This is a genomic window from Pseudomonas sp. G11, assembly GCF_029457515.1.
Classification (GTDB): Bacteria; Pseudomonadota; Gammaproteobacteria; order Pseudomonadales; family Pseudomonadaceae; genus Aquipseudomonas; species Aquipseudomonas gorinensis.
The window spans coordinates 930,592-953,773 of the sequence record NZ_CP120377.1; the positions used below are offsets into that span (position 1 = coordinate 930,592).

General features: G+C 60.8%; 19 protein-coding genes. 15 read left to right on the forward strand and 4 right to left on the reverse strand.

Going from position 1 to position 23,182, the window contains the following annotated elements; all coding sequences use genetic code 11:
- Positions 1-197 precede the first annotated feature (197 nt).
- From rnr to P2T68_RS04210, 14 genes are all read left to right on the forward strand, one after another.
- The gene (rnr, locus tag P2T68_RS04145) at positions 198-2,834 is read left to right on the forward strand and encodes a ribonuclease R (RefSeq protein ID WP_277379087.1); all 2,637 of its coding nucleotides are present in this window, start codon (positions 198-200) and stop codon (positions 2,832-2,834) included.
- Positions 2,831-3,586, forward strand: a complete 756-nt coding sequence (gene rlmB, locus P2T68_RS04150) for a 23S rRNA (guanosine(2251)-2'-O)-methyltransferase RlmB (protein WP_024073089.1) — start codon at positions 2,831-2,833, stop codon at positions 3,584-3,586. The genes rnr and rlmB overlap by 4 nt, the downstream gene beginning before the upstream one ends.
- 309 nt (positions 3,587-3,895) lie before the next feature.
- The gene (rpsF, locus tag P2T68_RS04155) at positions 3,896-4,312 is read left to right on the forward strand and encodes a 30S ribosomal protein S6 (protein ID WP_005784250.1); all 417 of its coding nucleotides are present in this window, start codon (positions 3,896-3,898) and stop codon (positions 4,310-4,312) included.
- A 28-nt stretch (positions 4,313-4,340) separates the two neighbouring features.
- The gene (rpsR, locus tag P2T68_RS04160; protein WP_002551829.1) at positions 4,341-4,571 is read left to right on the forward strand and encodes a 30S ribosomal protein S18; all 231 of its coding nucleotides are present in this window, start codon (positions 4,341-4,343) and stop codon (positions 4,569-4,571) included.
- Positions 4,572-4,607: 36 nt separating this feature from the next.
- A complete protein-coding gene (locus tag P2T68_RS04165) occupies positions 4,608-5,501 on the forward strand; it encodes a hypothetical protein (protein WP_024073090.1) in 894 nt (297 codons plus the stop codon).
- Between the two features lie 18 nt (positions 5,502-5,519).
- Positions 5,520-5,966 (forward strand): 50S ribosomal protein L9, encoded by a 447-nt coding sequence (rplI, locus tag P2T68_RS04170; protein WP_010563337.1) that lies wholly within the window; start codon positions 5,520-5,522, stop codon positions 5,964-5,966.
- 110 nt (positions 5,967-6,076) lie between these two features.
- Positions 6,077-7,474, forward strand: coding sequence for a replicative DNA helicase (gene dnaB / locus P2T68_RS04175; protein WP_024073091.1), 1,398 nt, complete (start codon positions 6,077-6,079; stop codon positions 7,472-7,474).
- Between the two features lie 96 nt (positions 7,475-7,570).
- Complete coding sequence (locus P2T68_RS04180) at positions 7,571-9,874, forward strand: YgiQ family radical SAM protein (protein WP_024073092.1); 2,304 nt, start codon at positions 7,571-7,573, stop codon at positions 9,872-9,874.
- Positions 9,875-10,085: 211 nt separating this feature from the next.
- Complete coding sequence (locus P2T68_RS04185) at positions 10,086-11,006, forward strand: hypothetical protein (protein WP_024073093.1); 921 nt, start codon at positions 10,086-10,088, stop codon at positions 11,004-11,006.
- Positions 11,003-11,461, forward strand: coding sequence for a hypothetical protein (locus P2T68_RS04190; RefSeq protein WP_024073094.1), 459 nt, complete (start codon positions 11,003-11,005; stop codon positions 11,459-11,461). Before P2T68_RS04185 ends, P2T68_RS04190 begins: the two co-directional genes overlap by 4 nt.
- A gap of 50 nt (positions 11,462-11,511) precedes the next feature.
- Complete coding sequence (locus tag P2T68_RS04195; RefSeq protein ID WP_051448914.1) at positions 11,512-11,754, forward strand: hypothetical protein; 243 nt, start codon at positions 11,512-11,514, stop codon at positions 11,752-11,754.
- Positions 11,755-11,941: 187 nt separating this feature from the next.
- Positions 11,942-15,232 carry a transglutaminase family protein gene (locus tag P2T68_RS04200; RefSeq protein WP_024073096.1) on the forward strand — a complete coding sequence of 1,097 codons (3,291 nt, stop codon included), beginning with the start codon at positions 11,942-11,944 and terminating at the stop codon, positions 15,230-15,232.
- A gap of 158 nt (positions 15,233-15,390) precedes the next feature.
- Complete coding sequence (locus P2T68_RS04205) at positions 15,391-17,877, forward strand: circularly permuted type 2 ATP-grasp protein (protein WP_024073097.1); 2,487 nt, start codon at positions 15,391-15,393, stop codon at positions 17,875-17,877.
- Positions 17,877-18,767, forward strand: coding sequence for a transglutaminase family protein (locus P2T68_RS04210; RefSeq protein WP_024073098.1), 891 nt, complete (start codon positions 17,877-17,879; stop codon positions 18,765-18,767). Before P2T68_RS04205 ends, P2T68_RS04210 begins: the two co-directional genes overlap by 1 nt.
- A gap of 46 nt (positions 18,768-18,813) precedes the next feature.
- On the opposite strand, the gene P2T68_RS04215 is transcribed toward P2T68_RS04210, so the two are convergent.
- Positions 18,814-18,996: a hypothetical protein gene (locus tag P2T68_RS04215; protein WP_024073099.1), complete on the reverse strand. Its 183-nt coding sequence runs from the start codon at positions 18,994-18,996 to the stop codon at positions 18,814-18,816.
- A gap of 334 nt (positions 18,997-19,330) precedes the next feature.
- On the opposite strand from P2T68_RS04215, the gene azu reads away from it, so the two are divergent.
- Positions 19,331-19,777: an azurin gene (gene azu / locus P2T68_RS04220; protein WP_069075154.1), complete on the forward strand. Its 447-nt coding sequence runs from the start codon at positions 19,331-19,333 to the stop codon at positions 19,775-19,777.
- 124 nt (positions 19,778-19,901) lie between these two features.
- On the opposite strand, the gene nadE is transcribed toward azu, so the two are convergent.
- From nadE to P2T68_RS04235, 3 genes are all read right to left on the reverse strand, one after another.
- Entirely contained in the window at positions 19,902-20,729 is an 828-nt protein-coding gene (gene nadE, locus P2T68_RS04225; RefSeq protein ID WP_024073103.1) for an ammonia-dependent NAD(+) synthetase, read from the reverse strand.
- Between the two features lie 3 nt (positions 20,730-20,732).
- Positions 20,733-21,947 (reverse strand): nicotinate phosphoribosyltransferase, encoded by a 1,215-nt coding sequence (gene pncB / locus P2T68_RS04230; protein WP_024073104.1) that lies wholly within the window; start codon positions 21,945-21,947, stop codon positions 20,733-20,735.
- Positions 21,948-22,153: 206 nt separating this feature from the next.
- The gene (locus P2T68_RS04235) at positions 22,154-23,044 is read right to left on the reverse strand and encodes a LysR family transcriptional regulator (protein ID WP_024073105.1); all 891 of its coding nucleotides are present in this window, start codon (positions 23,042-23,044) and stop codon (positions 22,154-22,156) included.
- Between the last annotated feature and the right edge of the window lie 138 nt (positions 23,045-23,182).

The window sequence follows — 23,182 nt, forward strand, 5'->3', positions numbered from 1 at the left end:
GCGCGCACTATACGGAGAGGATTTTTGGCTGTAAACCCCCGCTATCAAAAAAAACCTGGAAAATGTCACCAGTGGTCGTGCAAGGTGCTTTCCGAGGGGCGCAAAGGGCTTTTAAACGCTTGTTGATGCCTGAAATTTCCCGTTTCAATACGCGTATGCCAAACTAACCCGCATATAGACAAGGTGAAAACTCTCTAATGGCCGATTGGCAGTCCCTCGATCCCGAGGCCGCTCGTGAAGCGGAAAAATATGAAAACCCTATCCCTAGCCGCGAACTGATCCTGGCGCATCTCGCCGATCGGGGTTCGCCTGCTAGCCGTGAGCAGTTGGTCGAAGAATTCGGTCTGACCACCGAAGACCAGCTCGAAGCCCTGCGCCGCCGTTTGCGTGCCATGGAGCGCGATGCTCAACTGATCTACACCCGTCGTGGCACCTACGCGCCTGTGGACAAGCTCGACCTGATCCTCGGCCGCATTGCCGGTCATCGTGACGGCTTCGGCTTCCTGATCCCGGATGACGGCAGCGACGACCTGTTTATGTGCCCTGCGCAAATGCGCCTGGTGTTCGATGGCGACCGTGCCTTGGCGCGTGTTTCCGGCCTGGACCGTCGCGGTCGCCGTGAAGGGGTGATCGTCGAAGTGGTGTCCCGTGCCCACGAGTCCATCGTCGGCCGCTACTTCGAAGAAGGCGGTATCGGCTTCGTTGTGCCGGATAACCCTAAGGTCCAGCAGGAAGTGCTGATTACCCCGGGCCGCAATGGTGCCGCCAAGGTCGGTCAGTTCGTCGAGGTGAAAATCACCCACTGGCCCACTGCGCGCTTCCAGCCGCAAGGCGATATCGTTGAAGTGGTCGGCAACTACATGGCGCCGGGCATGGAAATCGACGTTGCGCTGCGCACCTACGATATTCCTCACGTCTGGCCTGAAGCTGTGCTCAAGGAAGCCGCCAAGCTCAAGCCGGAAGTCGAAGAGAAAGACAAAGAAAAGCGCATCGACCTGCGCCATCTACCGTTCGTCACCATCGATGGTGAAGACGCCCGCGACTTCGACGATGCGGTCTATTGCGAAGCCCGGCCTGGAAAACTGCGCCTGTTCTCCGGCGGCTGGAAGTTGTTCGTCGCGATTGCCGACGTGTCCAGCTATGTGAAGATCGGTTCGGCCCTGGATAACGAAGCCCAGGTGCGCGGCAACTCCGTGTACTTCCCTGAGCGCGTGATCCCGATGCTGCCTGAGCAGCTGTCCAACGGCCTGTGCTCCCTGAACCCTCTAGTCGACCGTTTGGCCATGGTGTGCGAGATGACTATCTCGAAAACCGGCGAAATGACCGACTATCAGTTCTACGAGGCGGTGATCCACTCCCAGGCCCGCCTGACCTACAACAAGGTCAGCACTATCCTGGAACAGCCGAAAACCAGCGAGGCTAAGGCCTTGCGTGGTGAGTACGGCCATGTCGTGCCGCATCTCAAGCAGCTCTATGCACTTTACAAGGTGCTGCTGGGGGCCCGTCATGTGCGTGGCGCGATCGATTTTGAAACGCAGGAAACCCGAATTGTCTTCGGTTCCGAGCGCAAGATCGCCGCAATCACCCCGACTACCCGTAACGATGCGCACAAGCTGATCGAGGAATGCATGCTGGCGGCCAACGTGGCCACGGCTGAATTCCTGAAGAAGCACGAGATCCCTGCGCTGTACCGCGTGCACGACGGCCCGCCGCCGGAGCGTCTGGAAAAACTGCGCGCTTTCCTCGGCGAGCTGGGCCTGTCCCTGCATAAAGGCAAGGACGGCCCGACGCCGAAGGACTACCAGGCGCTGCTGGCCAGCATCAAGGACCGTCCCGATTACCATGTGATCCAGACCGTGATGCTGCGCTCCCTGAGCCAGGCGGTGTACAGCGCCGACAACCAGGGTCACTTCGGCCTGAATTACGAGGCGTACACCCACTTCACCTCGCCGATTCGCCGTTATCCGGACTTGCTCACGCACCGTGCAATCCGCAGCGTGATCCATTCCAAGCAGAACACCCCGCACGTCAAGCGTGCCGGTGCCATGACCATTCCGAAGGCACGGATCTATCCGTACGACGAAGCGGCCCTGGAACAGTTGGGCGAGCAGTGCTCCATGAGCGAACGCCGCGCCGACGAAGCCACGCGCGACGTGGTGAACTGGCTCAAGTGCGAGTTCATGAAGGATCGCGTGGGCGAGTCGTTCCCAGGTGTGATCACGGCCGTGACCGGCTTTGGTCTGTTTGTCGAACTGACCGACATCTATGTCGAAGGCCTGGTGCACGTCACCGCCTTGCCGGGTGACTACTACCACTTCGATCCTGTGCATCACCGCCTGGCGGGTGAGCGTACCGGTCGCAGCTTCCGTTTGGGCGATACCGTGGAAGTGCAGGTCATGCGCGTCGATCTCGACGAGCGCAAGATCGACTTTGGCATGCCTGACAAGCCCGCCGAATCGCCAACTGGCCGTAAAAAGCGTGGCAACGAGACGACTGCGCCTGCCAGCAAAGGCAAAGGCGCTCCCGTGAAAGCGGCAGTTGCAGAGCCCGCTCCAGCCAAAGCCGGGCGCCGTCCTGCAGCCAAGGACAAAGTGCCCGAGGCTTACCGCCCAAGCGATGCTGCGGCGAAAAACGCTGAACTGCGCAAAAGCCGTGAATTGAAGCAGCAGTTGCTCAATGAAGCCAAAAGCGGTGGTAAAGCGGCGTCTGGGGGAAAGTCCCAAGGGGCGGAAAAACCGTCGAGCAAACCCAGTAAACACCGTAAAGGCCCGCCTAAAGCGGGTTCGGCCCCCTCGAAAAGCGGCGGGTCGCGCAAACCTAAGGCCAAGCCATGAGTCTGGAAAAAATCTACGGCGTGCACGCCGTAGAAGCACTGCTGCGTCACCATCCCAAGCGCGTCAAGCAGGTTTGGCTGGCGGAAGGTCGCAGCGAGCCGCGCGTACAGGCGCTGGTCGAGTTGGCCAACCAGAATAAAGTTGCCATCGGCCAGGCCGAGCGTCGTGAGATGGACGTGTGGGTCGAAGGCGTTCACCAAGGCGTGGTTGCGGATGTAAGTCCAAGCCAGGTCTGGGGCGAGGCGATGCTCGACGAGCTGCTCGACCGTACTGAAGGCGCTCCGTTGTTGCTGGTGCTGGACGGCGTAACCGATCCGCACAACCTCGGTGCCTGCCTGCGTTCAGCGGATGCGGCCGGTGCGCTGGCGGTGATCGTGCCCAAGGACAAGTCGGCAACCTTGACCCCGGTCGTGCGTAAAGTCGCCTGTGGCGCTGCGGAAGTGATTCCGCTGGTGGCCGTGACCAACCTTGCGCGAACCCTGGAGAAGCTCCAGCAGCGCGGCCTTTGGGTCGTGGGCACGGCAGGGGAGGCCGAGGTCAGTATCTATGACCAGGACCTCACCGGCCCAACCATCCTGATCATGGGGGCCGAAGGCAAAGGCATGCGCCGCCTGACCCGTGAGCATTGTGACTACCTGGTGCACCTGCCGATGGCTGGTAGCGTCAGCAGTCTCAATGTGTCGGTGGCGACGGGCGTGTGCCTGTTCGAGGCTCAGCGTCAGCGCGGTGCCAAGGTCAAGGCCAAGAAGTAATTCTGAGCCTGGCATAGATGCAAAATGTGCGAGGGGGCTTGCCCCCGATAGCGGTAGATCAGTTACAGATGATGTGGCTGGCCCACCGCAATCGGGGGCAAGCCCTCTCCCACATTTGCTGTGTGGTGTTTGGAAGGTTGTTCAAATAATCACCAATTGCCTTGCGCCCATTCTCCCCCTTCTCTACAATTGCGCCCCTTGCCTTCCTGGCAGGCACCGATGTGCCTCCCTGCGGCAAGATCCATAAGTGTCATTCACTCCTTGTCTGACCGTTTTTGAGCGGCAGGCTACAACCCGTAAGGAGCATTCATGCGTCATTACGAAATCATCTTTTTGGTCCACCCGGATCAAAGCGAGCAAGTCGGCGGCATGGTTGAGCGTTACACCAAGCTGATCGAAGAAGACGGCGGCAAAATCCACCGTCTGGAAGATTGGGGTCGTCGTCAACTGGCCTACGCAATCAACAATGTTCACAAGGCTCACTACGTGATGCTGAACGTTGAGTGCACTGGCAAGGCCCTGGCCGAGCTGGAAGACAACTTCCGCTACAACGATGCAGTGATCCGTAACCTGGTCATCCGTCGCGAAGAAGCCGTTACCGGCCAATCCGAGATGCTCAAGGCTGAAGAAAACCGCAGTGAGCGCCGTGAGCGTCGCGACCGTCCTGAAGAAGGCGCTGATGATAGCGCTGATGACAGTGACAACAGCGATAACGCTGACGAGTAATCCACGGACCTTTTAAGGAGCCTATCAAATGGCACGTTTCTTCCGTCGTCGTAAATTCTGCCGTTTCACCGCTGAAGACGTGAAAGAGATCGATTACAAAGATCTCAACACTCTGAAAGCCTACGTATCCGAGACCGGCAAAATCGTTCCAAGCCGTATCACCGGTACCAAAGCACGTTATCAGCGTCAGCTGGCCACCGCTATCAAGCGCGCCCGCTTCCTGGCCCTGCTGGCCTACACCGACAGCCACGGCCGCTGAGACCGGGCAGTCGACAAGTAGTAAGGGATTGAATGCATGCGCGCCTTAGCTGAGTTCATCATGCGCGGTCGTGTGCAGGCCACTCTGGTAGTGGCTGGATGTGCAGCATTGCCGTTGTTGTATTGGTTGGGTGCTGCCGCGGGATGCCTTGTGCTCCTGCGGCGCGGTTTGCAGGACGCCGTGGGTGTCCTGGCCCTGGGATTGCTGGCCGCCTTGATCTGGTGGCTGCAATTGGGCGAACCCAAGGTGCTGATGGTGCTGTTGGGGTCGTCGAGCCTTGCGTTGGTTTTACGCGCAAGTGAGTCCTGGGTCCGCACGCTGCTGGTCAGCGTGGCATTGGGGTTGGTGTTTTCAGTGTTGCTCGGCGCGGCTTTCCACCCGCAAATCGAGGCGCTGGCGCAAGAGATCGTCAAGGTCCTGCCGCTGGCTCTCGGGGATCTCTACCAGCAGTTATCGGTAGATGAGCGAGCGCGCCTTGCGGCGCTGATAGCACCGGCCCTGATCGGCCTGATGGCGGTAGTGTTGCAGATTGTCAGTGTGCTGAGCCTGATGCTTGGGCGTTACTGGCAGGCGTTGTTGTACAACCCGGGTGGTTTTGGTCGCGAATTTCGCAGTATCAGGATTCCCGCGGGCCCGGCGATGTTGTTGCTGGCAGGCATGGTGGTGGGGCCGAACTTCGGTCCACAAGCTGCCTTGTTATTGCTGTTTTGCAGCGTACCGCTGGTGTTTTCCGGGCTGGCCCTGATTCATGGGCTGGTGGCGCAGAAGCGCCTGGCCAGGTTCTGGCTGGTGGGGTTGTACGTCACGCTGATGCTGTTCATGCAACTGATCTATCCGTTACTCGTGGTTTTGGCCATTGTCGACGGCCTGATTGATTTTCGCGGTCGTCTGGCGCCGAAAGACGCCGATAACGCGAACGGTGAAGGTTAAAAGTTAGAGGATTTTCACATGCAACTGATCCTTCTGGAAAAAGTCGCCAACCTGGGCAACCTGGGCGACAAAGTGAACGTTAAGGCCGGCTACGGTCGTAACTACCTGCTGCCATACGGCAAAGCCACCGCTGCAACCGCTGCCAACCTGGCTGCGTTTGAAGAGCGTCGTGCTGAGCTGGAAAAAGCAGCAGCAGACAAAAAAGCTTCGGCCGAAACTCGCGCTGCCCAACTGGCTGAGCTGGAAGTGACTATCACTGCCACCGCCGGTGACGAAGGCAAGCTGTTCGGTTCGATCGGCACCCACGACATCGCTGATGCACTGACCGCCTCCGGCGTTGAAGTTGCGAAAAGCGAAGTTCGTCTGCCGAACGGCACTATCCGTAACGTAGGTGAATTCGACGTAGCCGTGCACCTGCACGCCGAAGTTGAAGCCACCGTACGCGTTGTCGTGGTAGCAGCTTAAGCAGTACCTAACTGACTGGCACCTCGCGTGTCAGCCAGTTAACATCGGGCACGATCCTGTTTACAGGTCGTGCCTTTTGTTTTTCTACACACCCCTAATTCCAAGTGGCCATGAACGATATTTCAGCTCCTGAGCAATACGATCTGCAAACCGCTGCCCTGAAGGTGCCGCCGCATTCCATCGAGGCCGAACAGGCCGTGCTCGGTGGCTTGATGCTGGATAACAACGCCTGGGAGCGCGTGCTGGATCAAGTCTCGGACGGTGATTTCTATCGTCATGACCACCGCCTGATCTTCCGCGCCATTGCCAAGCTGGCCGACCAGAACTCGCCGATCGACGTGGTGACCCTGGCCGAGCAACTGGACAAGGAAGGCCAGACCTCCCAGGTCGGCGGTCTCGGTTACCTCGGTGAGCTGGCGAAAAACACGCCATCCGTCGCCAACATCAAGGCCTATGCCCAGATCGTCCGTGAGCGCGCCACCCTGCGCCAGTTGATCGGCATCAGTACTGAAATCGCCGACAGCGCCTTCAACCCGGAAGGCCGCACCGCCGCCGAGATCCTCGACGAAGCCGAACGACAGATCTTCCAGATCGCCGAAGCCCGCCCTAAAACCGGCGGGCCGGTCAGCGTCAACGACCTGCTGACCAAAGCGATCGATCGTATCGATACGCTGTTCAACACCGACAACTCCATCACGGGTATTTCCACCGGCTACACCGACCTCGATGAGAAGACCAGCGGTCTGCAACCGGCCGACTTGATCATCGTCGCCGGGCGTCCATCCATGGGTAAGACCACCTTTGCGATGAACCTGGTGGAAAACGCCGTGTTGCGCAGTGACAAGACGGTGCTGGTGTATTCCCTGGAGATGCCAGGTGAATCGCTGATCATGCGGATGCTCTCGTCCTTGGGCCGTATTGACCAGACCAAGGTGCGTGCCGGTCGCCTGGAAGATGACGATTGGCCAAGGTTGACCTCCGCGGTCAACCTGCTCAACGATCGCAAGCTGTTCATCGATGACACCGCGGGTATCAGCCCGTCCGAGATGCGTGCACGGACCCGTCGCCTGGTGCGTGAACATGGCGATATCGCCCTGATCATGATCGACTACCTGCAACTGATGCAGATCCCGGGCTCCAGCGGTGACAACCGGACCAACGAAATTTCCGAAATCTCCCGGTCCTTGAAAGCCCTGGCCAAGGAATTCAACTGCCCGGTGGTGGCGTTGTCCCAGCTCAACCGTTCCTTGGAACAACGTCCCAACAAGCGCCCGGTCAACTCCGACTTGCGGGAATCCGGAGCGATCGAGCAGGATGCTGACGTGATCATGTTCGTATACCGCGACGAGGTATATCACCCCGAGACCGAGCACAAGGGGATTGCCGAGATCATTATCGGCAAGCAGCGGAACGGGCCGATTGGCTTTATCCGCCTGGCATTCATCGGTAAGTACACCCGTTTCGAGAACCTTGCGCCGGGTAGCTACAACTTCGACGACGACGAATAACCCTCGCGTTCAATTCCGACCATTACCGTCGGAATTGGTCAAAATTTGTGCTATATTCCGCGCCCGCGATTTTTCATCTCAACACCGGTCACCGTCATGCAAACAGCCAAGCCGTTATTTGACTATCCCAAGTACTGGGCCGAATGTTTCGGTCCTGCGCCATTCCTGCCGATGAGCAGGGAGGAGATGGATCAGCTTGGCTGGGATTCGTGTGACATCATCATCGTCACCGGTGATGCGTACGTGGACCACCCGTCGTTTGGCATGGCCATCATCGGCCGGCTGCTGGAGTCCCAGGGCTTCCGCGTCGGGATCATCGCGCAGCCGAACTGGCAGTCCAAAGACGACTTCATGAAGCTCGGCGAGCCGAACCTGTTCTTCGGCGTCGCGGCCGGCAACATGGACTCGATGATCAACCGCTACACCGCCGACAAGAAAATCCGCTCCGACGACGCCTACACCCCTGGCGGCATGGCCGGCAAACGCCCGGATCGCGCCAGCCTGGTGTACAGCCAGCGTTGCAAGGAAGCCTACAAGAACGTACCGATCGTACTTGGCGGCATCGAAGCCTCCTTGCGCCGCATTGCCCACTACGACTACTGGCAGGACCGGGTGCGCAACTCGATCCTGATCGACGCCACCGCCGACATCCTGCTGTACGGCAACGCCGAGCGGGCCATCGTCGAGGTTGCCCAGCGCCTGTCGTGGGGCCACAAGATCGAAGACATCACCGACGTGCGCGGCACCGCGTTCATCCGTCGCGACACGCCAGCCGGTTGGTACGAAGTGGACTCCACCCGTATCGACCGTCCGGGCAAGGTCGACAAGATCATCAACCCGTACGTGAATACCCAGGACACCCAGGCCTGCGCCATCGAGCAGGAAAAGGGGCCCGTTGATGATCCGCAGGAAGCCAAGGTCGTGCAGATCCTGGCCAGCCCGCGCATGACCCGCGACAAGACCGTGATCCGCTTGCCATCGGTGGAAAAGGTCCGTGGCGACGCCGTGCTCTATGCCCACGCCAACCGCGTGCTGCACCTGGAAACCAACCCAGGCAACGCCCGCGCCCTGGTGCAGAAGCACGGTGAAGTGGACGTGTGGTTCAATCCGCCGCCCATCCCGATGACCACCGAAGAAATGGACTACGTGTTTGGCATGCCATACGCGCGTGTCCCGCACCCGGCGTATGGCAAGGAAAAAATCCCGGCCTACGACATGATCCGTTTCTCGGTGAACATCATGCGTGGCTGCTTCGGCGGCTGCACCTTCTGCTCGATCACCGAGCACGAAGGCCGGATCATCCAGAACCGTTCCGAAGAGTCGATTATTCGCGAGATCGAAGAGATCCGTGACAAGGTCCCAGGTTTCACCGGGGTGATCTCCGACCTCGGCGGCCCGACCGCCAACATGTACCGCATTGCCTGCAAGAGCCCGGAAATCGAATCCGCGTGCCGCAAGCCGTCATGCGTGTTCCCCGGCATCTGCCCGAACCTGAACACCGACCACTCGTCGCTGATCCAGCTGTATCGCAGCGCCCGGGCATTGCCGGGTGTGAAGAAGATCCTGATCGCTTCCGGCCTGCGCTACGACCTCGCGGTCGAGTCGCCGGAATACGTCAAAGAGCTGGTCACCCACCACGTCGGTGGCTACCTGAAGATCGCCCCGGAACACACCGAGGAAGGTCCGCTCAACCAGATGATGAAGCCGGGCATTGGCAGCTATGACAAGTTCAAGCGCATGTTCGAGAAGTACACCAAGGAAGCGGGCAAGGAGCAGTACCTGATCCCGTACTTTATCGCGGCCCACCCCGGCACCACCGATGAAGACATGATGAACCTGGCCCTGTGGCTCAAGGGCAACGGCTTCCGCGCCGACCAGGTGCAGGCGTTCTATCCGTCGCCGATGGCCACCGCCACCGCGATGTATCACTCGGGCAAGAACCCGCTGCGCAAGGTCACCTACAAGAGTGACGCGGTGACCATCGTCAAGAGCGAAGAACAGCGCCGCCTGCACAAGGCGTTCCTGCGTTACCACGACCCGAAAGGTTGGCCGATGCTGCGTGAAGCGCTGACCCGCATGGGCCGCGCCGACTTGATCGGGCCGGGCAAGGATCAATTGATCCCCTTGCACCAGCCCGCCACCGACAGCTACCAGAGCGCGCGTCGCAAGAACTCGACTCCGGCCGGCAGCCATAAGGTCGCCAAGGAAACCACCACCCGGATCCTCACCCAACACACCGGCCTGCCACCCCGTGGCAGTGACGGCAGCAACCCGTGGGACAAGCGCGAGCAAGCCAAGGCCGCGGCCATGGCGCGCAACAAGCAGGCGGCCAAGGAGCGCGCTGATGCGGCCAAGGGCAAGGGCGGCAAGCCAGCCCGCAAGCCGGTCGTGCCGCGTTGATCGCCGCGTGAATATGCAAAACGCCAGCCTCGTGCTGGCGTTTTGCTTTCTAGGCGGTGGGGAGTCTGTTTGTTAAGGTGGCGGCCATTAAATCGCTATCGGGGGCAAGCTCCCTCCCACATTTTGAATGTATTCACACATCAAGTGTGGGAGGGGGCTTGCCCCCGATAGCGTCACTCCAGTTACCACCTCTTCAAGGAAGAACACCCCCATGGGCAACCCCCTGCTCGGCATCGGCATGGACTCCAACCGCTCCCAGTTCATGGCGCGCCAGCGCATCGAAAGCCAGATCAACCTGCAGCGCCTGTTCGCCGCCATCGACGCCGACCCCGGTATCGTCGGCGCGGGGGTGGTGTATGTCGACGCTGACTTCAATGTCATTACCCTGCGCGAATTCAAGCCCATCTGCAGCATCAAGCCCAAGCGCATCATTTTGCGTGAAGCGCAGAAGTACATTGCGCCAACACAGTTTGCTCAACATGTCGTGAGCAATCCTCGAGAATCGCGACTGATTGGCGAAGCCGTGAATACCGGAATCTCCTGCTTGGGGGCGGTCATCAGTTGGGCTGCGATCGCCAGTGGAACAATTCTGGTGCCTTTCAGCGCTGGAGCCAGTTCCGTCATCGTTGTAGTGGGGTATGCGGCTGCCGGCGCAAGTACGCTTCAGTGTTTCAACGGCATTGCCCGAACAGCGCTGGAAGTCGCCAAACCTGAGGTCAAGGATTCGCTCGACAGTGAAGGCTGGTACCAGAATGCGTCCATCGTGCTGGACGCCGTATCACTGGCAGGCGTGGGCGCTTCGGCCCTGACGACGGTCAAGCTGGTCAGGGCCGCCAAAGCATCGACGGGCAAGAGCCTGCGTGATGTGCTTCGCGGTTTGAATCGCCAGGAAAGAGCGAAGCTGACGAAAGAGCTGCTGAGCATCAACCATCCCAGCTTGACCGCGAAGATGATCAAATTGAGGCAGGCGTCGGGCGAACTCACCAAGCGTTTCACCCCTACGCAGCTCAAGCACAGCACCACTACCCAGATCAAAGACGTCCTGGGCGCAAGCGTTGGGTTTGGCGGGAGTGCCTACTCCGGAAACGTCAACACCATCGCGATTGGACTGTACGAGGAGGTAAGCGAATGAGCGAATTGATGACGCTACGCGACTTTTTCAGACAATACTTTCTGACGTTTATGGGCGGTGTATTTGCTGCGTGTTTTTCTTTGGCGTTGGCTGTGGCGCTGGCGTTCATCACCTATTTTCGTGATGCGCCGATGGCTCAAGTGGGGCTCAAGATCATGTCTGCCGGGGCGCTGCTCATTCTGTTGACGGTCCATAGCAACTTTATGATTTTGCGGGGCCGACCCTCCTGGGTGTGGGTAATGGTCGGTATCTATGTCGCCTGTCTACTGTTTGTAGTTCCGATGGTTCAATTCCAGCCTCACAAAGTCCTTTATGGGTTGGCGCTGTTATTCCCATTGCTTGGATTATTGACACTTAACAGCAAGGTTCAACGAGAGATGCGCACGAAACTCGTGGGAATCCGTCGCATTCGGCAGGCGGTTAAATCAACCGTCAGATCGAGTAGTCGCATGTGAAGGCGCCGCCTTCGATAAACGGTTTCCTCGCGCGCTATTTCCCGGTTTTCATGGGGACGATTTTCATGGCGATCTTCTCCGGCTCAGCCTCGTTTTCCATGGCTGGCGTGACCTATTTGCGCGGTCTTGATCCCGCGCTCAAGGCCAACTATTCAGTAGGCGCGATCCTGGTGCTGTTTCCGTTGCTGGGCTTGCTGTTGCTCAACAGCAAGCGCCACCGCGAAATGCGCCAAAAGCTGCTGGAAATTCGCCGCCTTAAAGAAGCCGTGATCGCCAAGCACAAGGCTCGCTGACTGGGTAGATTCACCACCCCTCCTCACACGGGCGCCACAAATATGTGCAACCCTCGCACCAGGGCGCACACGTTGGCGCCGTTTTGGTGCTGTACTGCACCGGGTCTTACGATAAAGCGCAATGACCGCCGCTCTGGCATAAGTCTTGCGCGCGTTGTGTCCATGCCCTGGCTCGCAGGAGGCCGCCGTGTCGATTCATGTCGCGTTGCACCATGTTACGCATTACCGCTACGACCGCGCGGTCGAACTCGGCCCACAGATCGTGCGTCTGCGCCCGGCTGCCCATAGCCGCACGCGGATTTTGTCCTACGCTCTCAAAGTGCTGCCCGAGCAGCATTTCATCAATTGGCAGCAGGACCCCCAGGGCAATTACCTGGCGCGCCTGGTGTTCCCGGAAAAAACCGATGAACTGCGCATCGAAGTCGACCTGGTCGCCGAGATGGCGGTGTTCAACCCGTTCGACTTTTTCCTCGAGCCCTACGCCGAAAAAATCCCCTTCAGCTACGCCGCCGATGAGCAACGTGAGCTGGCGCCGTACCTGGAAACCTTGCCGCTGACGCCGAAGTTTGCCGCCTACTTGGCGGGTATCGACCGCACGCCGCTGCCGGCCGTTGATTTCCTGGTGGGCCTCAACCAGCGCCTGGCCGCCGACATCGGCTACCTGATCCGCATGGAACCGGGTGTGCAAACCCCGGAATTCACCCTGGAAAACGCTTCCGGCTCCTGCCGTGATTCGGCCTGGCTGCTGGTGCAACTGTTGCGCAACCTCGGTTTGGCGGCGCGGTTTGTGTCCGGTTATCTGATCCAGCTGACCGCCGACGTCAAAGCCCTCGACGGCCCCTCCGGCACCGAAGTCGACTTCACCGACCTGCACGCCTGGTGCGAAGTGTATTTGCCCGGTGCCGGCTGGATCGGCCTGGATGCCACCTCCGGGTTGTTCGCCGGTGAAGGGCATATCCCATTGGCCTGTAGTCCTGATCCATCGTCTGCTGCGCCGATCAGCGGGCTGGTGGAACCCTGCGAGTGCGAATTCACCCATGAAATGTCGGTGGAGCGCATCTGGGAAGCGCCGCGGGTGACCAAGCCCTACACCGAAGAGCAATGGCTGGCGATCCAGGCCTTGGGCCGGCAGATCGATGGCGACCTGCTCAAGGATGATGTGCGCCTGACCATGGGCGGCGAGCCGACCTTCGTTTCTATCGACGATCCTGATGGCGCCGAGTGGAACACCGCGGCTCTCGGGCCGGACAAGCGTCGCTTGTCCGCCGAACTGTTCCAGCGCATGCGCAAGCACTACGCACCCAAGGGGCTGGTGCACTTCGGCCAGGGCAAGTGGTACCCCGGCGAGCAATTGCCGCGCTGGTCGCTGAACTGCTATTGGCGCCGTGACGGCGTGCCCATCTGGCACAACAGCGCGCTGATTGCCGACGAACAACAGGACTACGGCGCCGATGGCGCATTGGCTGGGCGCTTCCTCGCCAGTGTCGCCGAACGCCTCAAGCTGCCGGCACGCTTTGTGTTCCCGGCCTATGAAGACAACTTCTACTACCTGTGGCGCGAAGGTGCGTTGCCGCAAAACGTCACCGCCCAGGACCCGCGCCTGAGCGACGACCTGGAGCGCGAACGCCTGCGCAAGGTGTTCAGCCAGGGCCTGGATAAAGTCATCGGCCAAGTGCTGCCGCTGGCGCGCACGGCGGCCAATGACCGCTGGCAGAGCGGGCGCTGGTACCTGCGCGATAACCATTGCCGCCTGGTGCCGGGGGATTCGCCGTTGGGCTATCGCCTGCCGCTGGCCTCGCAGCCGTGGGTGACGGCGGCGGAGTATCCGTTCGTGCACCCGACTGACCCGAACCAGGATCAGCCGGAGTTGCCGACCAGCGCCCAACTGCAAAGCCATGGCGAACCGGCGCCGAGCGACGAGCGCGTGCCGAAGATCGATGAGTCTGCCGACTGGCTGACCCGCACCGCTCTGTGCGCCGAAGCGCGGGAAGGGCGCCTGTACCTGTTCATGCCGCCATTGGAGCGGGTCGAGGACTACCTGGAGTTGGTCGCCGCCATTGAAGCCACCGCCGAAGAGCTGCATTGTCCGGTGTTGCTGGAAGGCTACGAGCCACCGTTCGATATGCGCCTGAGCAACTTCCGCGTCACGCCGGACCCGGGTGTGATTGAGGTCAACGTGCAGCCGTCCGCCACTTGGGACGAACTGGTGGAACGTACCGAATTCCTCTACGAGGAGGCGCGGCAAACCCGCCTGACCACCGAGAAGTTCATGATCGACGGCCGCCACACCGGCACCGGCGGTGGCAACCATTTTGTACTGGGCGGCGCGACGCCCAAGGATTCGCCGTTCCTGCGCCGGCCCGACCTGCTACGCAGCCTGATCAGCTACTGGCATAACCACCCCTCGCTGTCGTACCTGTTTTCCGGCCTGTTTATCGGTCCGACTTCCCAGGCACCGCGGGTGGATGAAGCGCGCAACGATGCGCTGTATGAGCTGGAAATCGCCTTCGCCCAAATGCCCCAGCCCGGTGAAGAATGCCCGCCGTGGTTGGTGGACCGCCTGCTGCGCAACCTGTTGATCGACGTGACGGGCAACACCCACCGCGCCGAATTCTGTATCGACAAGCTCTACTCGCCGGACGGTGCCACTGGCCGCCTGGGCCTGCTGGAATTGCGCGCCTTTGAAATGCCGCCCCACGCACGCATGAGCCTGACCCAGCAATTGCTGCTGCGGGCCTTGGTGGCGCGTTTCTGGCGTGAACCCTATGCGCCGCCGAAACTGGCGCGCTGGGGCACTGAGTTGCATGACCGTTTCCTGTTGCCGCACTTTATCGAGCAGGATTTTGCCGACGTGATCGTCGAGTTGAACGCCGCCGGTTACCCGTTGCGGGCCGAATGGTTCGCCGCGCACCTGGAGTTCCGCTTCCCCAAGGTCGGCGATTACGCCGTCAGCGGGATCGAACTGGAACTGCGCCAGGCCTTGGAACCCTGGCATGTGCTGGGCGAAGAGGGCGCGGCGGGCGGCACGGTGCGTTATGTGGACTCGTCCCTTGAGCGCCTGCAGGTCAAACTGACCGGGCTGGCGCCGCAACGCTACCTGCTGACCTGCAATGGCATTCCGGTGCCGTTGCAAGCCACCGGACGGGTGGGTGAGTTTGTCGCCGGCGTGCGTTACCGCGCCTGGCAACCGGCCAACTGCCTGCAACCGACCATCCCGGTGCATGCGCCGTTGGTGTTCGACCTGCTCGACACCTGGATGCAGCGCTCGCTGGGCGGCTGCCAGTACCATGTCGCGCATCCGGGCGGGCGTAACTACGACAGCTTGCCGGTGAATGCCAATGAGGCGGAGAGCCGGCGCATGGCGCGGTTCTTCCGTCTCGGCCATACACCAGGAAAGCTCCCCGTGCCGAGTGTTGTGATCAATGACGAATTCCCGATGACCTTGGATCTGCGGCGTCACCCCAATAATAATGACTGAATGCGATCCAAATATGAGGGGACCTTGCTCCCGATTGTGGTGAGTCAGCCGATACCTAGGTTGACTGACCCACCGCGATCGGGAGCAAGCTCCCTCCCACAGGGATTTGCAGTGTTTGTTAGGTTAATCTGAGCCCCCTTGCCTCTGCCGAGCGTTCCATGCCCGATTTGCTCGACCAATACCCGCTGACTGCGGGCACTTATCACGAACTCCTGGATGACAGCGGCGCGGTGCGTGCCCATTGGCGGCGCCTGCTTGATCACCTGCAACGCAGTACGCCCGCGCAGTTGGCCCAGCGCCAGGCGCTGCTGACCCGGCAGATCCAGGAAAACGGCGTGACCTACAACGTCTACGCCGACCCCAAGGGTGCCGATCGCCCGTGGGAGCTGGACCTGCTGCCCCATGTACTGGCGGCTGATGAATGGCAGCACTTGTCGGCCGGTATCGCCCAGCGTGCACGCCTTCTCAATGCGGTGCTGGCCGATCTGTATGGCCCGCAACGCCTGATCAAGGAAGGCCTGCTGCCGGCCGAGCTGGTGTTCGGGCATAACAACTTCCTGTGGCCGTGCCAGGGCATCCAGCCGCCCGACGGTGCGTTCCTGCACCTGTATGCCGTGGACCTGGCGCGAACCCCGGATGGCCGCTGGTGGGTCACCGCCGACCGTACGCAGGCACCCTCGGGTGCCGGTTATGCGCTGGAAAACCGCACCATTGTGTCCCGCGCTTTCCCGGATCTGTACCGCGACTTGCAGGTGCAGCACCTCACGGGCTTCTTCCGTACGCTCCAGGAAACCCTGGCGCGCCAGGCGCCGAGTGACAGCCAGCCGCCGCTGATCGTGCTGCTCACCCCAGGCCGGTTCAACGAAAGCTATTTTGAACACTTGTACCTGGCGCGCCAGCTGGGCTATCCATTGGTGGAAGGCGGCGACCTCACGGTGCGCGACAGCACGGTGTTCCTCAAAACCCTCAGCGGCCTGCGCCGGGTACACGCGATCATGCGTCGTCTCGATGACGATTTCTGCGACCCGCTGGAGCTGCGCACCGACTCTGCCCTTGGCGTGCCCGGCCTGCTCGACGCCGTGCGTCAGGGCAATGTACTGGTGGCCAATGCCTTGGGCAGTGGTGTGCTGGAGTCGCCGGGTCTGCTTGGCTTCCTGCCGAAGATCAATGAATTTCTGTTCGGTGAAGAACTGATCCTGCCGTCCATCGCCACGTGGTGGTGCGGGGAGGCGCCCGTGCTGGCCGAAGCCTTGGAGAAGCTGCCCGAGCTGCTGATCAAGCCGGCGTTTCCATCGCAGAGTTTTGCCCCGGTCTTCGGTCGCGACCTGGACGACGAACAACGCCAGGCCCTGGCCGAACGCATGCGCGCGAGGCCTTATGCGTATGTCGCCCAGGAGCTGGCGCAATTGTCCCAGGCGCCGGTATGGCACACCGTGGATGACCACCTGCAACACCGCGCCATCGGCATGCGTGTGTATGCCGTCGCCAGCGAAGACGGCTACCGCGTGCTGCCGGGTGGCCTGACCCGCGTGGCTGCCGAGGCCGATGCCGAAGTGGTCTCGATGCAGCGCGGTGGCGCGAGCAAGGACACCTGGGTGCTCGGTGAGCGCGCTGCTGGTGGCGAACATTGGCGCGCCCAACGCGCCATTGGTGCCCATGACCTGGTTCGCCGCGATCCGTACCTGCCCTCGCGTGTGGTGGAAAACCTGTTCTGGTTCGGCCGCTATTGCGAGCGCTGCGATGACAGCGCGCGCTGGTTGCGTATCGTGTTGGCGCGCTATGTCGACGGCGACGATCCGCTGGCGCTGCGGGCGGCGGTTGAGTTGGGTGAGAACCTGCACCTGCTGCCGGAGGAGGGCGAACTGCCCGAGCGTTTGCAGGCGGCCTTGCTCGGCGATGATTGGCCATCGAGCCTGCGCGCCAACCTGCAACGCTTGCAGTGGGCGGCGTCTCAGGTGCGCGGCAAGTTGTCCCGGGAAAACTGGCAGGCGCTGGTGGAGTTGCAGCGCGAAGCCCTGGAGCTGGAAAGCGAGAGCCCTGACTTTGGTGAGTTGCTGGATTTCCTCAACCGCCTGGTGATGTCCCTGGCGGCGCTGTCCGGGTTTGCCCTGGACGACATGACCCGCGACGAAGGTTGGCGTTTCTTGATGATGGGCCGGCGCATCGAGCGCCTGCAATTTCTCAGCAGCAGCCTGGCCGCGTTCCTGCGTGGCGTGGCGGTGTTCGATCAGGCGGGGCTGGAATGGTTGCTGGAACTGGGCAACAGCAGCATCACCTATCGCTCGCGCTACCTGGCGGTGCCGCAGCTGATCCCGGTGCTGGACTTGTTGCTGCTGGACGAGCAGAACCCCCATGCGGTGCTGTTCCAACTGAAACTGGTCAGCCGCACCTTGCGTCGCCTCAACGACGACTTCGGCGTACCCCGGGAAACCGGTCTGGCACCCTTGGTGGAGCGCCTCGCGCGGTTCGACCTGAGCTGCCTGGAGAACCCGCTGTTTGGCGAGCCCAGCGTGCGTGCCGCGCTGGATGGCCTGGCCGACCTGCTGCAAGCGGTGGCCGATGAGAGTGGGCAAGTGTCGGATCGCATGGCCTTGCGCCATTTTGCCCATGTAGATGATGTCAGCCAGCAAACGGTGTCGGTGTGATGAGTGCGCGCTATCAGATTTTCCACGATACCCATTACCACTACGACAGCCCGGTGTCCCTGGCCCAGCAGCTGGCGCACCTGTGGCCCCGGCCCTGCGCCTGGCAGCGTTGCAGCGCGCAGCAGTTGGACATCAGCCCGGAGCCGACGTCGCGGCGCGATGAGTTGGACGTGTTCGGCAACCCGATCACCCGCCTGGCCTTCGAGCGCCCCCACGATGAATTGCTGGTGAACGCCTCGCTGACCGTCGAAGTGCTGGCGCGGCCGGTGCTGGATTTCCAGGCGTCGCCGGCCTGGGACCAGACCCGCGACAGCTTGACCTACAGCAGCCAGCCGCTGTCCGGGGAGTTGATTGAAGCCTGCCGCTATCGCTTCGAATCGCCCTACGTGCATTTGAAAAAAACCTTCGTCGAGTTTTCCGAAAGCTGCTTTCCGCCGGGCCAGCCATTGCTACTGGGCGTGCAGGCGCTGATGGAAAAGATCTTCGATGAATTCACTTTCGATGCCGAAGCGACCCAGGTCGCCACGCCGCTGGTGGAAGTGCTGGAGCGCCGACGCGGCGTGTGCCAGGACTTCGCCCACCTGATGCTCGCCTGCCTACGCTCACGGGGCCTGGCGGCGCGCTACATCAGCGGCTACCTGCTGACCCAGCCGCCACCCGGCCAGCCACGGCTGATCGGCGCCGATGCGTCCCACGCGTGGGTTTCGGTGTATTGCCCGGTTTCGGGCTGGGTGGATTTTGACCCGACCAACAATGTGCAGCCGGCACTGGAGCACATCACCCTGGCCTGGGGCCGGGATTTCTCCGATGTGTCGCCGTTGCGGGGAGTGATTCTGGGGGGAGGGAGCCATGACCCGGAAGTGCGGGTGACGGTGATGCCGCTGGAGTAACAGTGGAGTGTGGTGAGACAGGGGGGCCTGCTCACCACAACAGAAATTATTCAGCCGGGTCTTTCGGCGTTTCAGTCTCGTCTGCTGCCACTTCGCTTTCCGCGTCCGGATTCAGTGCGCCCGCTTCTTCATCGACAGCGGCTTTCTTGCGTTGCAGCTTTTCCTCTTTCTTCTGTTCCTTGGCCAAGTCTCTCTGACGTTTGGCGAAGGAGTAATTAGGTTTGGCCATGGGCGATCCTCTAAGGTCGAAGGTGAGGGTGGGCGGCGCGCAGCTGCCTTGGGTCGCTATGGTAGCAGCTTAGCGGCGCGCTTGGCCCTCACTTACCGCAGGCGTACGCGGCCAACAGGCCATTGAACAGTTGATTGAGATGCATGGCTGGCGCTCCATAAGGGGGATGGGGCGATCATAGGGCGCGTGTGACACTTTGGCTGGTTGATTGTGTCGATAGGTCTGATAGCCTAAAGTTGTATACAATTTGTTGATTCAGGTCATAAGCCTTTATGCCTGGTTCAGGCACCCTTGTCGCACTACGCGTTTTTTAAACCCTGCCTTGGAGATCCACATGTTTGCCAAACTCGTTGCTGTTTCCCTGCTGACTCTGGCCAGTGGCCAGTTGCTTGCTGCAGAGTGCAAGGTCACCGTCGACTCCACCGATCAGATGTCCTACGACACCAAGGAAATCACGATCGACAAGAGCTGCAAGACGTTCACCGTAGAGTTGACTCACTCCGGCAGCTTGCCGAAAAACGTCATGGGCCATAACTGGGTGCTGACCAGCGCCGCCGACATGCAGCCGGTCGCGACCGATGGCATGGCCGCCGGCCTCGACAAAAACTACCTGAAAGAAGGCGACGAACGCATCATCGCCCACACCAAAGTCATTGGTGCTGGCGAGAAAGATTCGGTGAGCTTCGATGTGTCCAAGCTGAAAGCGGGCACTGACTATGCGTTCTTCTGCTCGTTCCCAGGCCACATCTCGATGATGAAAGGCACTGTGGTCGTCAAGTAAGACCGCGTTATCGTTCATCGGGGGCAAGCCCCTCCCACATTTGAATGTGTTCACAAATCAAGTGTGGGAGGGGGCTTGCCCCCGATGGCTGCCTGAGCCTCAATACAACGCTCTCTGGCTCACCTCACGGCGCAAACGGCATCACCCGCTTGTGCTCAGTCTTGCGGTACGTATCGCAGATAATCCTGAACGCCTCTTCCCGCACCGGCTCCCCGTGCAGGAACGCATCGATCTCGGCGTAAGTCACGCCATGTGACGCTTCGTCTGGCTTGCCTGGCGACAGGTCTTCCAGGTCCGCCGTCGGCACCTTCTCCACCAACGACTCCGGCGCCCCAAAGTGCCGTGCGATCGCGCGTACCTGGTTTTTCACCAGCCCGCTCAACGGTGCCAGGTCGCAGGCGCCATCGCCGAACTTGGTGAAAAAGCCCATCACCGCTTCCGCCGCATGGTCGGTGCCGATCACCAGGCCACCGGCCGCGCCGGCGATGGTGTACTGCGCCACCATGCGCATGCGCGCCTTGGTGTTGCCGAGCACGAAATCGCGGGACACCGCCGCCTTGCCTTCAAACGCCGCCACTTCATTGGCCAGGGATTTAACCGCCGGGCCGATGTTCACGGTATGGCGTTCGTCCGGTTCGATAAAGTCCACCGCCGCCTGGGCGTCGATTTCATCGAACTGGGTTTCGTAGGGCAGGCGCACGGCGATAAAACGGTAGGCCTCGTCACCCGTGCTGGAACGCAGTTCCTGCATCGCACGCTGGGCCAACAGGCCAGCGGTCAGGGAGTCGACGCCACCGCTGATGCCCAGCACCAATGTCTTGAGCCCGGCATTGCGCAGGCAGTCCTGGATAAAGGCCACGCGTCGGGCGACCTCGGCCTCAAGGGCGGCCTGGTCTTTGAACGGCGCTTGGACCTTGAGCTGCTGTGCAATCTCACGCTGTACGGCTTGCATGATTCACTCCTTGCTGGAAAGGGCAGGTACTTTGAAAACGTGACGCAAATAGGCGACGAAATTCGGGTCGGTGCAGTGGGTCTTGCCCGCTTCATCGGAGATTTTCGCGACGGGCTGGCCATTGCACGCGGTCATTTTAAGCACGATGCTCATCGGTTCCACACCTGGAATATCGCAGGTCAGGTTGGTGCCGATACCGAAGCTGACATTAATGCGCCCCCGCAGCGCACGGAATATCTCCAAGGCCTTGGGCAGCGACAGGCTGTCGGAAAACACCAGGGTCTTGCTCATCGGCTCGATGCCCAGCTTGTGGTAGTGGGCGATGGCTTTCTCTGCCCATTGCACCGGGTCGCCGGAGTCGTGGCGCAGGCCGTCGAACAGCTTGGCGAAGTACAAGTCGAAATCGCTGAGAAAAGCGTCAGTGGTGATGCAGTCGGTCAGCGCGATACCCAGCAGGCCACGGTATTCGCGGACCCAGCAGTCGAGGGCGGCAATCTGGCTGTCGATCAGGCGCGGGCCGAGTTGCTGGTGGGCCATGATCCATTCGTGGGCCATGGTGCCCAGTGGCTTCATATCGAACTCGCGCGCCAGGTGCACGTTGCTGGTGCCGACAAAACGGCCGGGGAAGTCATGCTTGAGCACGCTGACCACTTCTTCCTGCACGCGGTACGAGAAACGTCGGCGCGTGCCGAAGTCGGCCACTTGCAGCTCGGACAGTTCGTCGCTGCTGGCGTTGGCGGTCAACCAGTCGAACTTGCGGTACAGCTGCTCGCGGGCCTGTTCGAGGATCACGGTCTGGTAACGGTAGCGGTTGCGCACTTCGCTGACGATGGCCAGCATCGGCACTTCAAACAGGATCACATGCAGCCACGGCCCGCGCAGGCGGATAAACAGCTCGCCGTTCTCGATACCGGTCTGCACATAACGCAGGTTGAAACGAAACAGCCCGAGGAAGCGCAAAAAATCCGGCTTCATAAAGCTGATGCGCTCCAGGAAACCCAGTTGGTCCGGGCTCAGGCTCAGCTCGGCGAGGCGCTCGATCTGGTAGCGGATCTCCGCCAGGTACGGGCGCAGGTCTTCGCTGTTACGGCAACGAAACTCCCATTCAACTTCCACATTGGGGTAGTTGTGCAGCACCGCCTGCATCATGGTCAGCTTGTAGAAGTCGGTGTCGAGCAAGTTCTGCACGATGCGATCGGCAAACACACTCTCGCTCATAACGGGAATCTCCAGACAGGTCGGCGATGGGCGACGACCTTTACGCACAATTAAGGAAGGGGGCTAGTGGCGCATAGACCTGTGGGGTTTTGCCAGTGATTTTTTTCGGCCAGGCCACTGGCCTCATCGGGGGCAAGCCCCCTCCCACATCAGGAACGCACTCCAAGTGGGGAGGGGGCTTGCCCCCGATAGCGCGATTTCAGGCACTAAATAACCTGCTCCATCATCCACTTTACAAACTCGCGCACCTTGGGCACTTCTGCCGAATGCTCGGGGTAGGCCAGGTAATACGCATCCTGGCTTGGCATCGCGTGCTGCCAAGGGATCACCAGCTTGCCCTCGGCCAGTTCCTCCTCCACCAGGAACCGCGGCAGCAGCGCCACGCCGCACCCCACCTGCGCCGCACGAATGCACATATAAAAGGTATCGAAGCGCGGCCCATGGTAGCTGTGCTCGGTGTGGAAGCCCTGGTCGGCAAACCAGTCATGCCAGCCTTGGGGCCGCGAGGCGTTTTGCAGCAGCACCAGGTTGCTCAGTTGCGTGGGGTCGGTGAACGGCTGCGCGGGCAGGCTCTCCGGGGCGCATACCGGGATCAGTTCTTCGCTGAACAGCTTCAGGCTCTCCGTGCCGGGGCGCGCGCCCTGGCCGAAGTAGAACGCCATGTCGGCCTTGCCTTGCAGCAGTTCATCCGGCGCCTGTTCGTTGCACAGGTCCAGGTGAATCTGTGGGTGACGCAGGCGCCAGCCCTTGAGGCGCGGTACCAGCCAGCGCGCGCCAAACGTGTAGGGCGTGGACACGCGCAACACTTCGGTCTCGCCGCCATAGGAGCGCAGGTAATGGGTGGACATCTCCACCTGGGTGAGGATCTTGCGCACTTCCACCAGATACAGGTCGCCCGCCGGGGTCATCTGCAGGCGGCGGCGTACCCGGCGAAACAACAGGTGTTGCAGTAATTCTTCCAGCTGCGCGACCTGTTTGCTCACCGCGCTTTGCGTGAGGTTCAACTCCTCGGCGGCGCGGGTGAAGCTCAGGTGGCGGGTGGCGGCTTCGAAGCACTGCAGGGCAGTGATCGAGGGCAAATGTCTTTTGTTCAGCACGGCACGCCTCTTTTTATTCTTTGCATGAATAAACGGAATGATATCTCGCCTAATCGTCGTTTGTTGGCAAGTCTTGGGCCAGCTACAAATAAGGTCCGGATCGCCGTGTGGGCCGCGGCGCAATTTTTTTGTTGGTAG

Excerpts from the sequence above, each read along its gene's own strand:
- rlmB (WP_024073089.1), top strand. The coding sequence starts at position 2,831 with ATGAGTCTGGAAAAAATCTACGGCGTGCACGCCGTAGAAGCACTGCTG.
- P2T68_RS04190 (WP_024073094.1), top strand. The coding sequence starts at position 11,003 with ATGAGCGAATTGATGACGCTACGCGACTTTTTCAGACAATACTTTCTG.
- rpsR (WP_002551829.1), top strand. The coding sequence starts at position 4,341 with ATGGCACGTTTCTTCCGTCGTCGTAAATTCTGCCGTTTCACCGCTGAA.
- P2T68_RS04195 (WP_051448914.1), top strand. The coding sequence starts at position 11,512 with ATGGGGACGATTTTCATGGCGATCTTCTCCGGCTCAGCCTCGTTTTCC.
- P2T68_RS04215 (WP_024073099.1), bottom strand. The coding sequence starts at position 18,996 with ATGGCCAAACCTAATTACTCCTTCGCCAAACGTCAGAGAGACTTGGCC.
- rpsF (WP_005784250.1), top strand. The coding sequence starts at position 3,896 with ATGCGTCATTACGAAATCATCTTTTTGGTCCACCCGGATCAAAGCGAG.
- P2T68_RS04210 (WP_024073098.1), top strand. The coding sequence starts at position 17,877 with ATGAGTGCGCGCTATCAGATTTTCCACGATACCCATTACCACTACGAC.
- dnaB (WP_024073091.1), top strand. The coding sequence starts at position 6,077 with ATGAACGATATTTCAGCTCCTGAGCAATACGATCTGCAAACCGCTGCC.
- P2T68_RS04205 (WP_024073097.1), top strand. The coding sequence starts at position 15,391 with ATGCCCGATTTGCTCGACCAATACCCGCTGACTGCGGGCACTTATCAC.
- P2T68_RS04165 (WP_024073090.1), top strand. The coding sequence starts at position 4,608 with ATGCGCGCCTTAGCTGAGTTCATCATGCGCGGTCGTGTGCAGGCCACT.
- azu (WP_069075154.1), top strand. The coding sequence starts at position 19,331 with ATGTTTGCCAAACTCGTTGCTGTTTCCCTGCTGACTCTGGCCAGTGGC.
- P2T68_RS04185 (WP_024073093.1), top strand. The coding sequence starts at position 10,086 with ATGGGCAACCCCCTGCTCGGCATCGGCATGGACTCCAACCGCTCCCAG.
- P2T68_RS04180 (WP_024073092.1), top strand. The coding sequence starts at position 7,571 with ATGCAAACAGCCAAGCCGTTATTTGACTATCCCAAGTACTGGGCCGAA.
- rnr (WP_277379087.1), top strand. The coding sequence starts at position 198 with ATGGCCGATTGGCAGTCCCTCGATCCCGAGGCCGCTCGTGAAGCGGAA.
- rplI (WP_010563337.1), top strand. The coding sequence starts at position 5,520 with ATGCAACTGATCCTTCTGGAAAAAGTCGCCAACCTGGGCAACCTGGGC.
- nadE (WP_024073103.1), bottom strand. The coding sequence starts at position 20,729 with ATGCAAGCCGTACAGCGTGAGATTGCACAGCAGCTCAAGGTCCAAGCG.
- pncB (WP_024073104.1), bottom strand. The coding sequence starts at position 21,947 with ATGAGCGAGAGTGTGTTTGCCGATCGCATCGTGCAGAACTTGCTCGAC.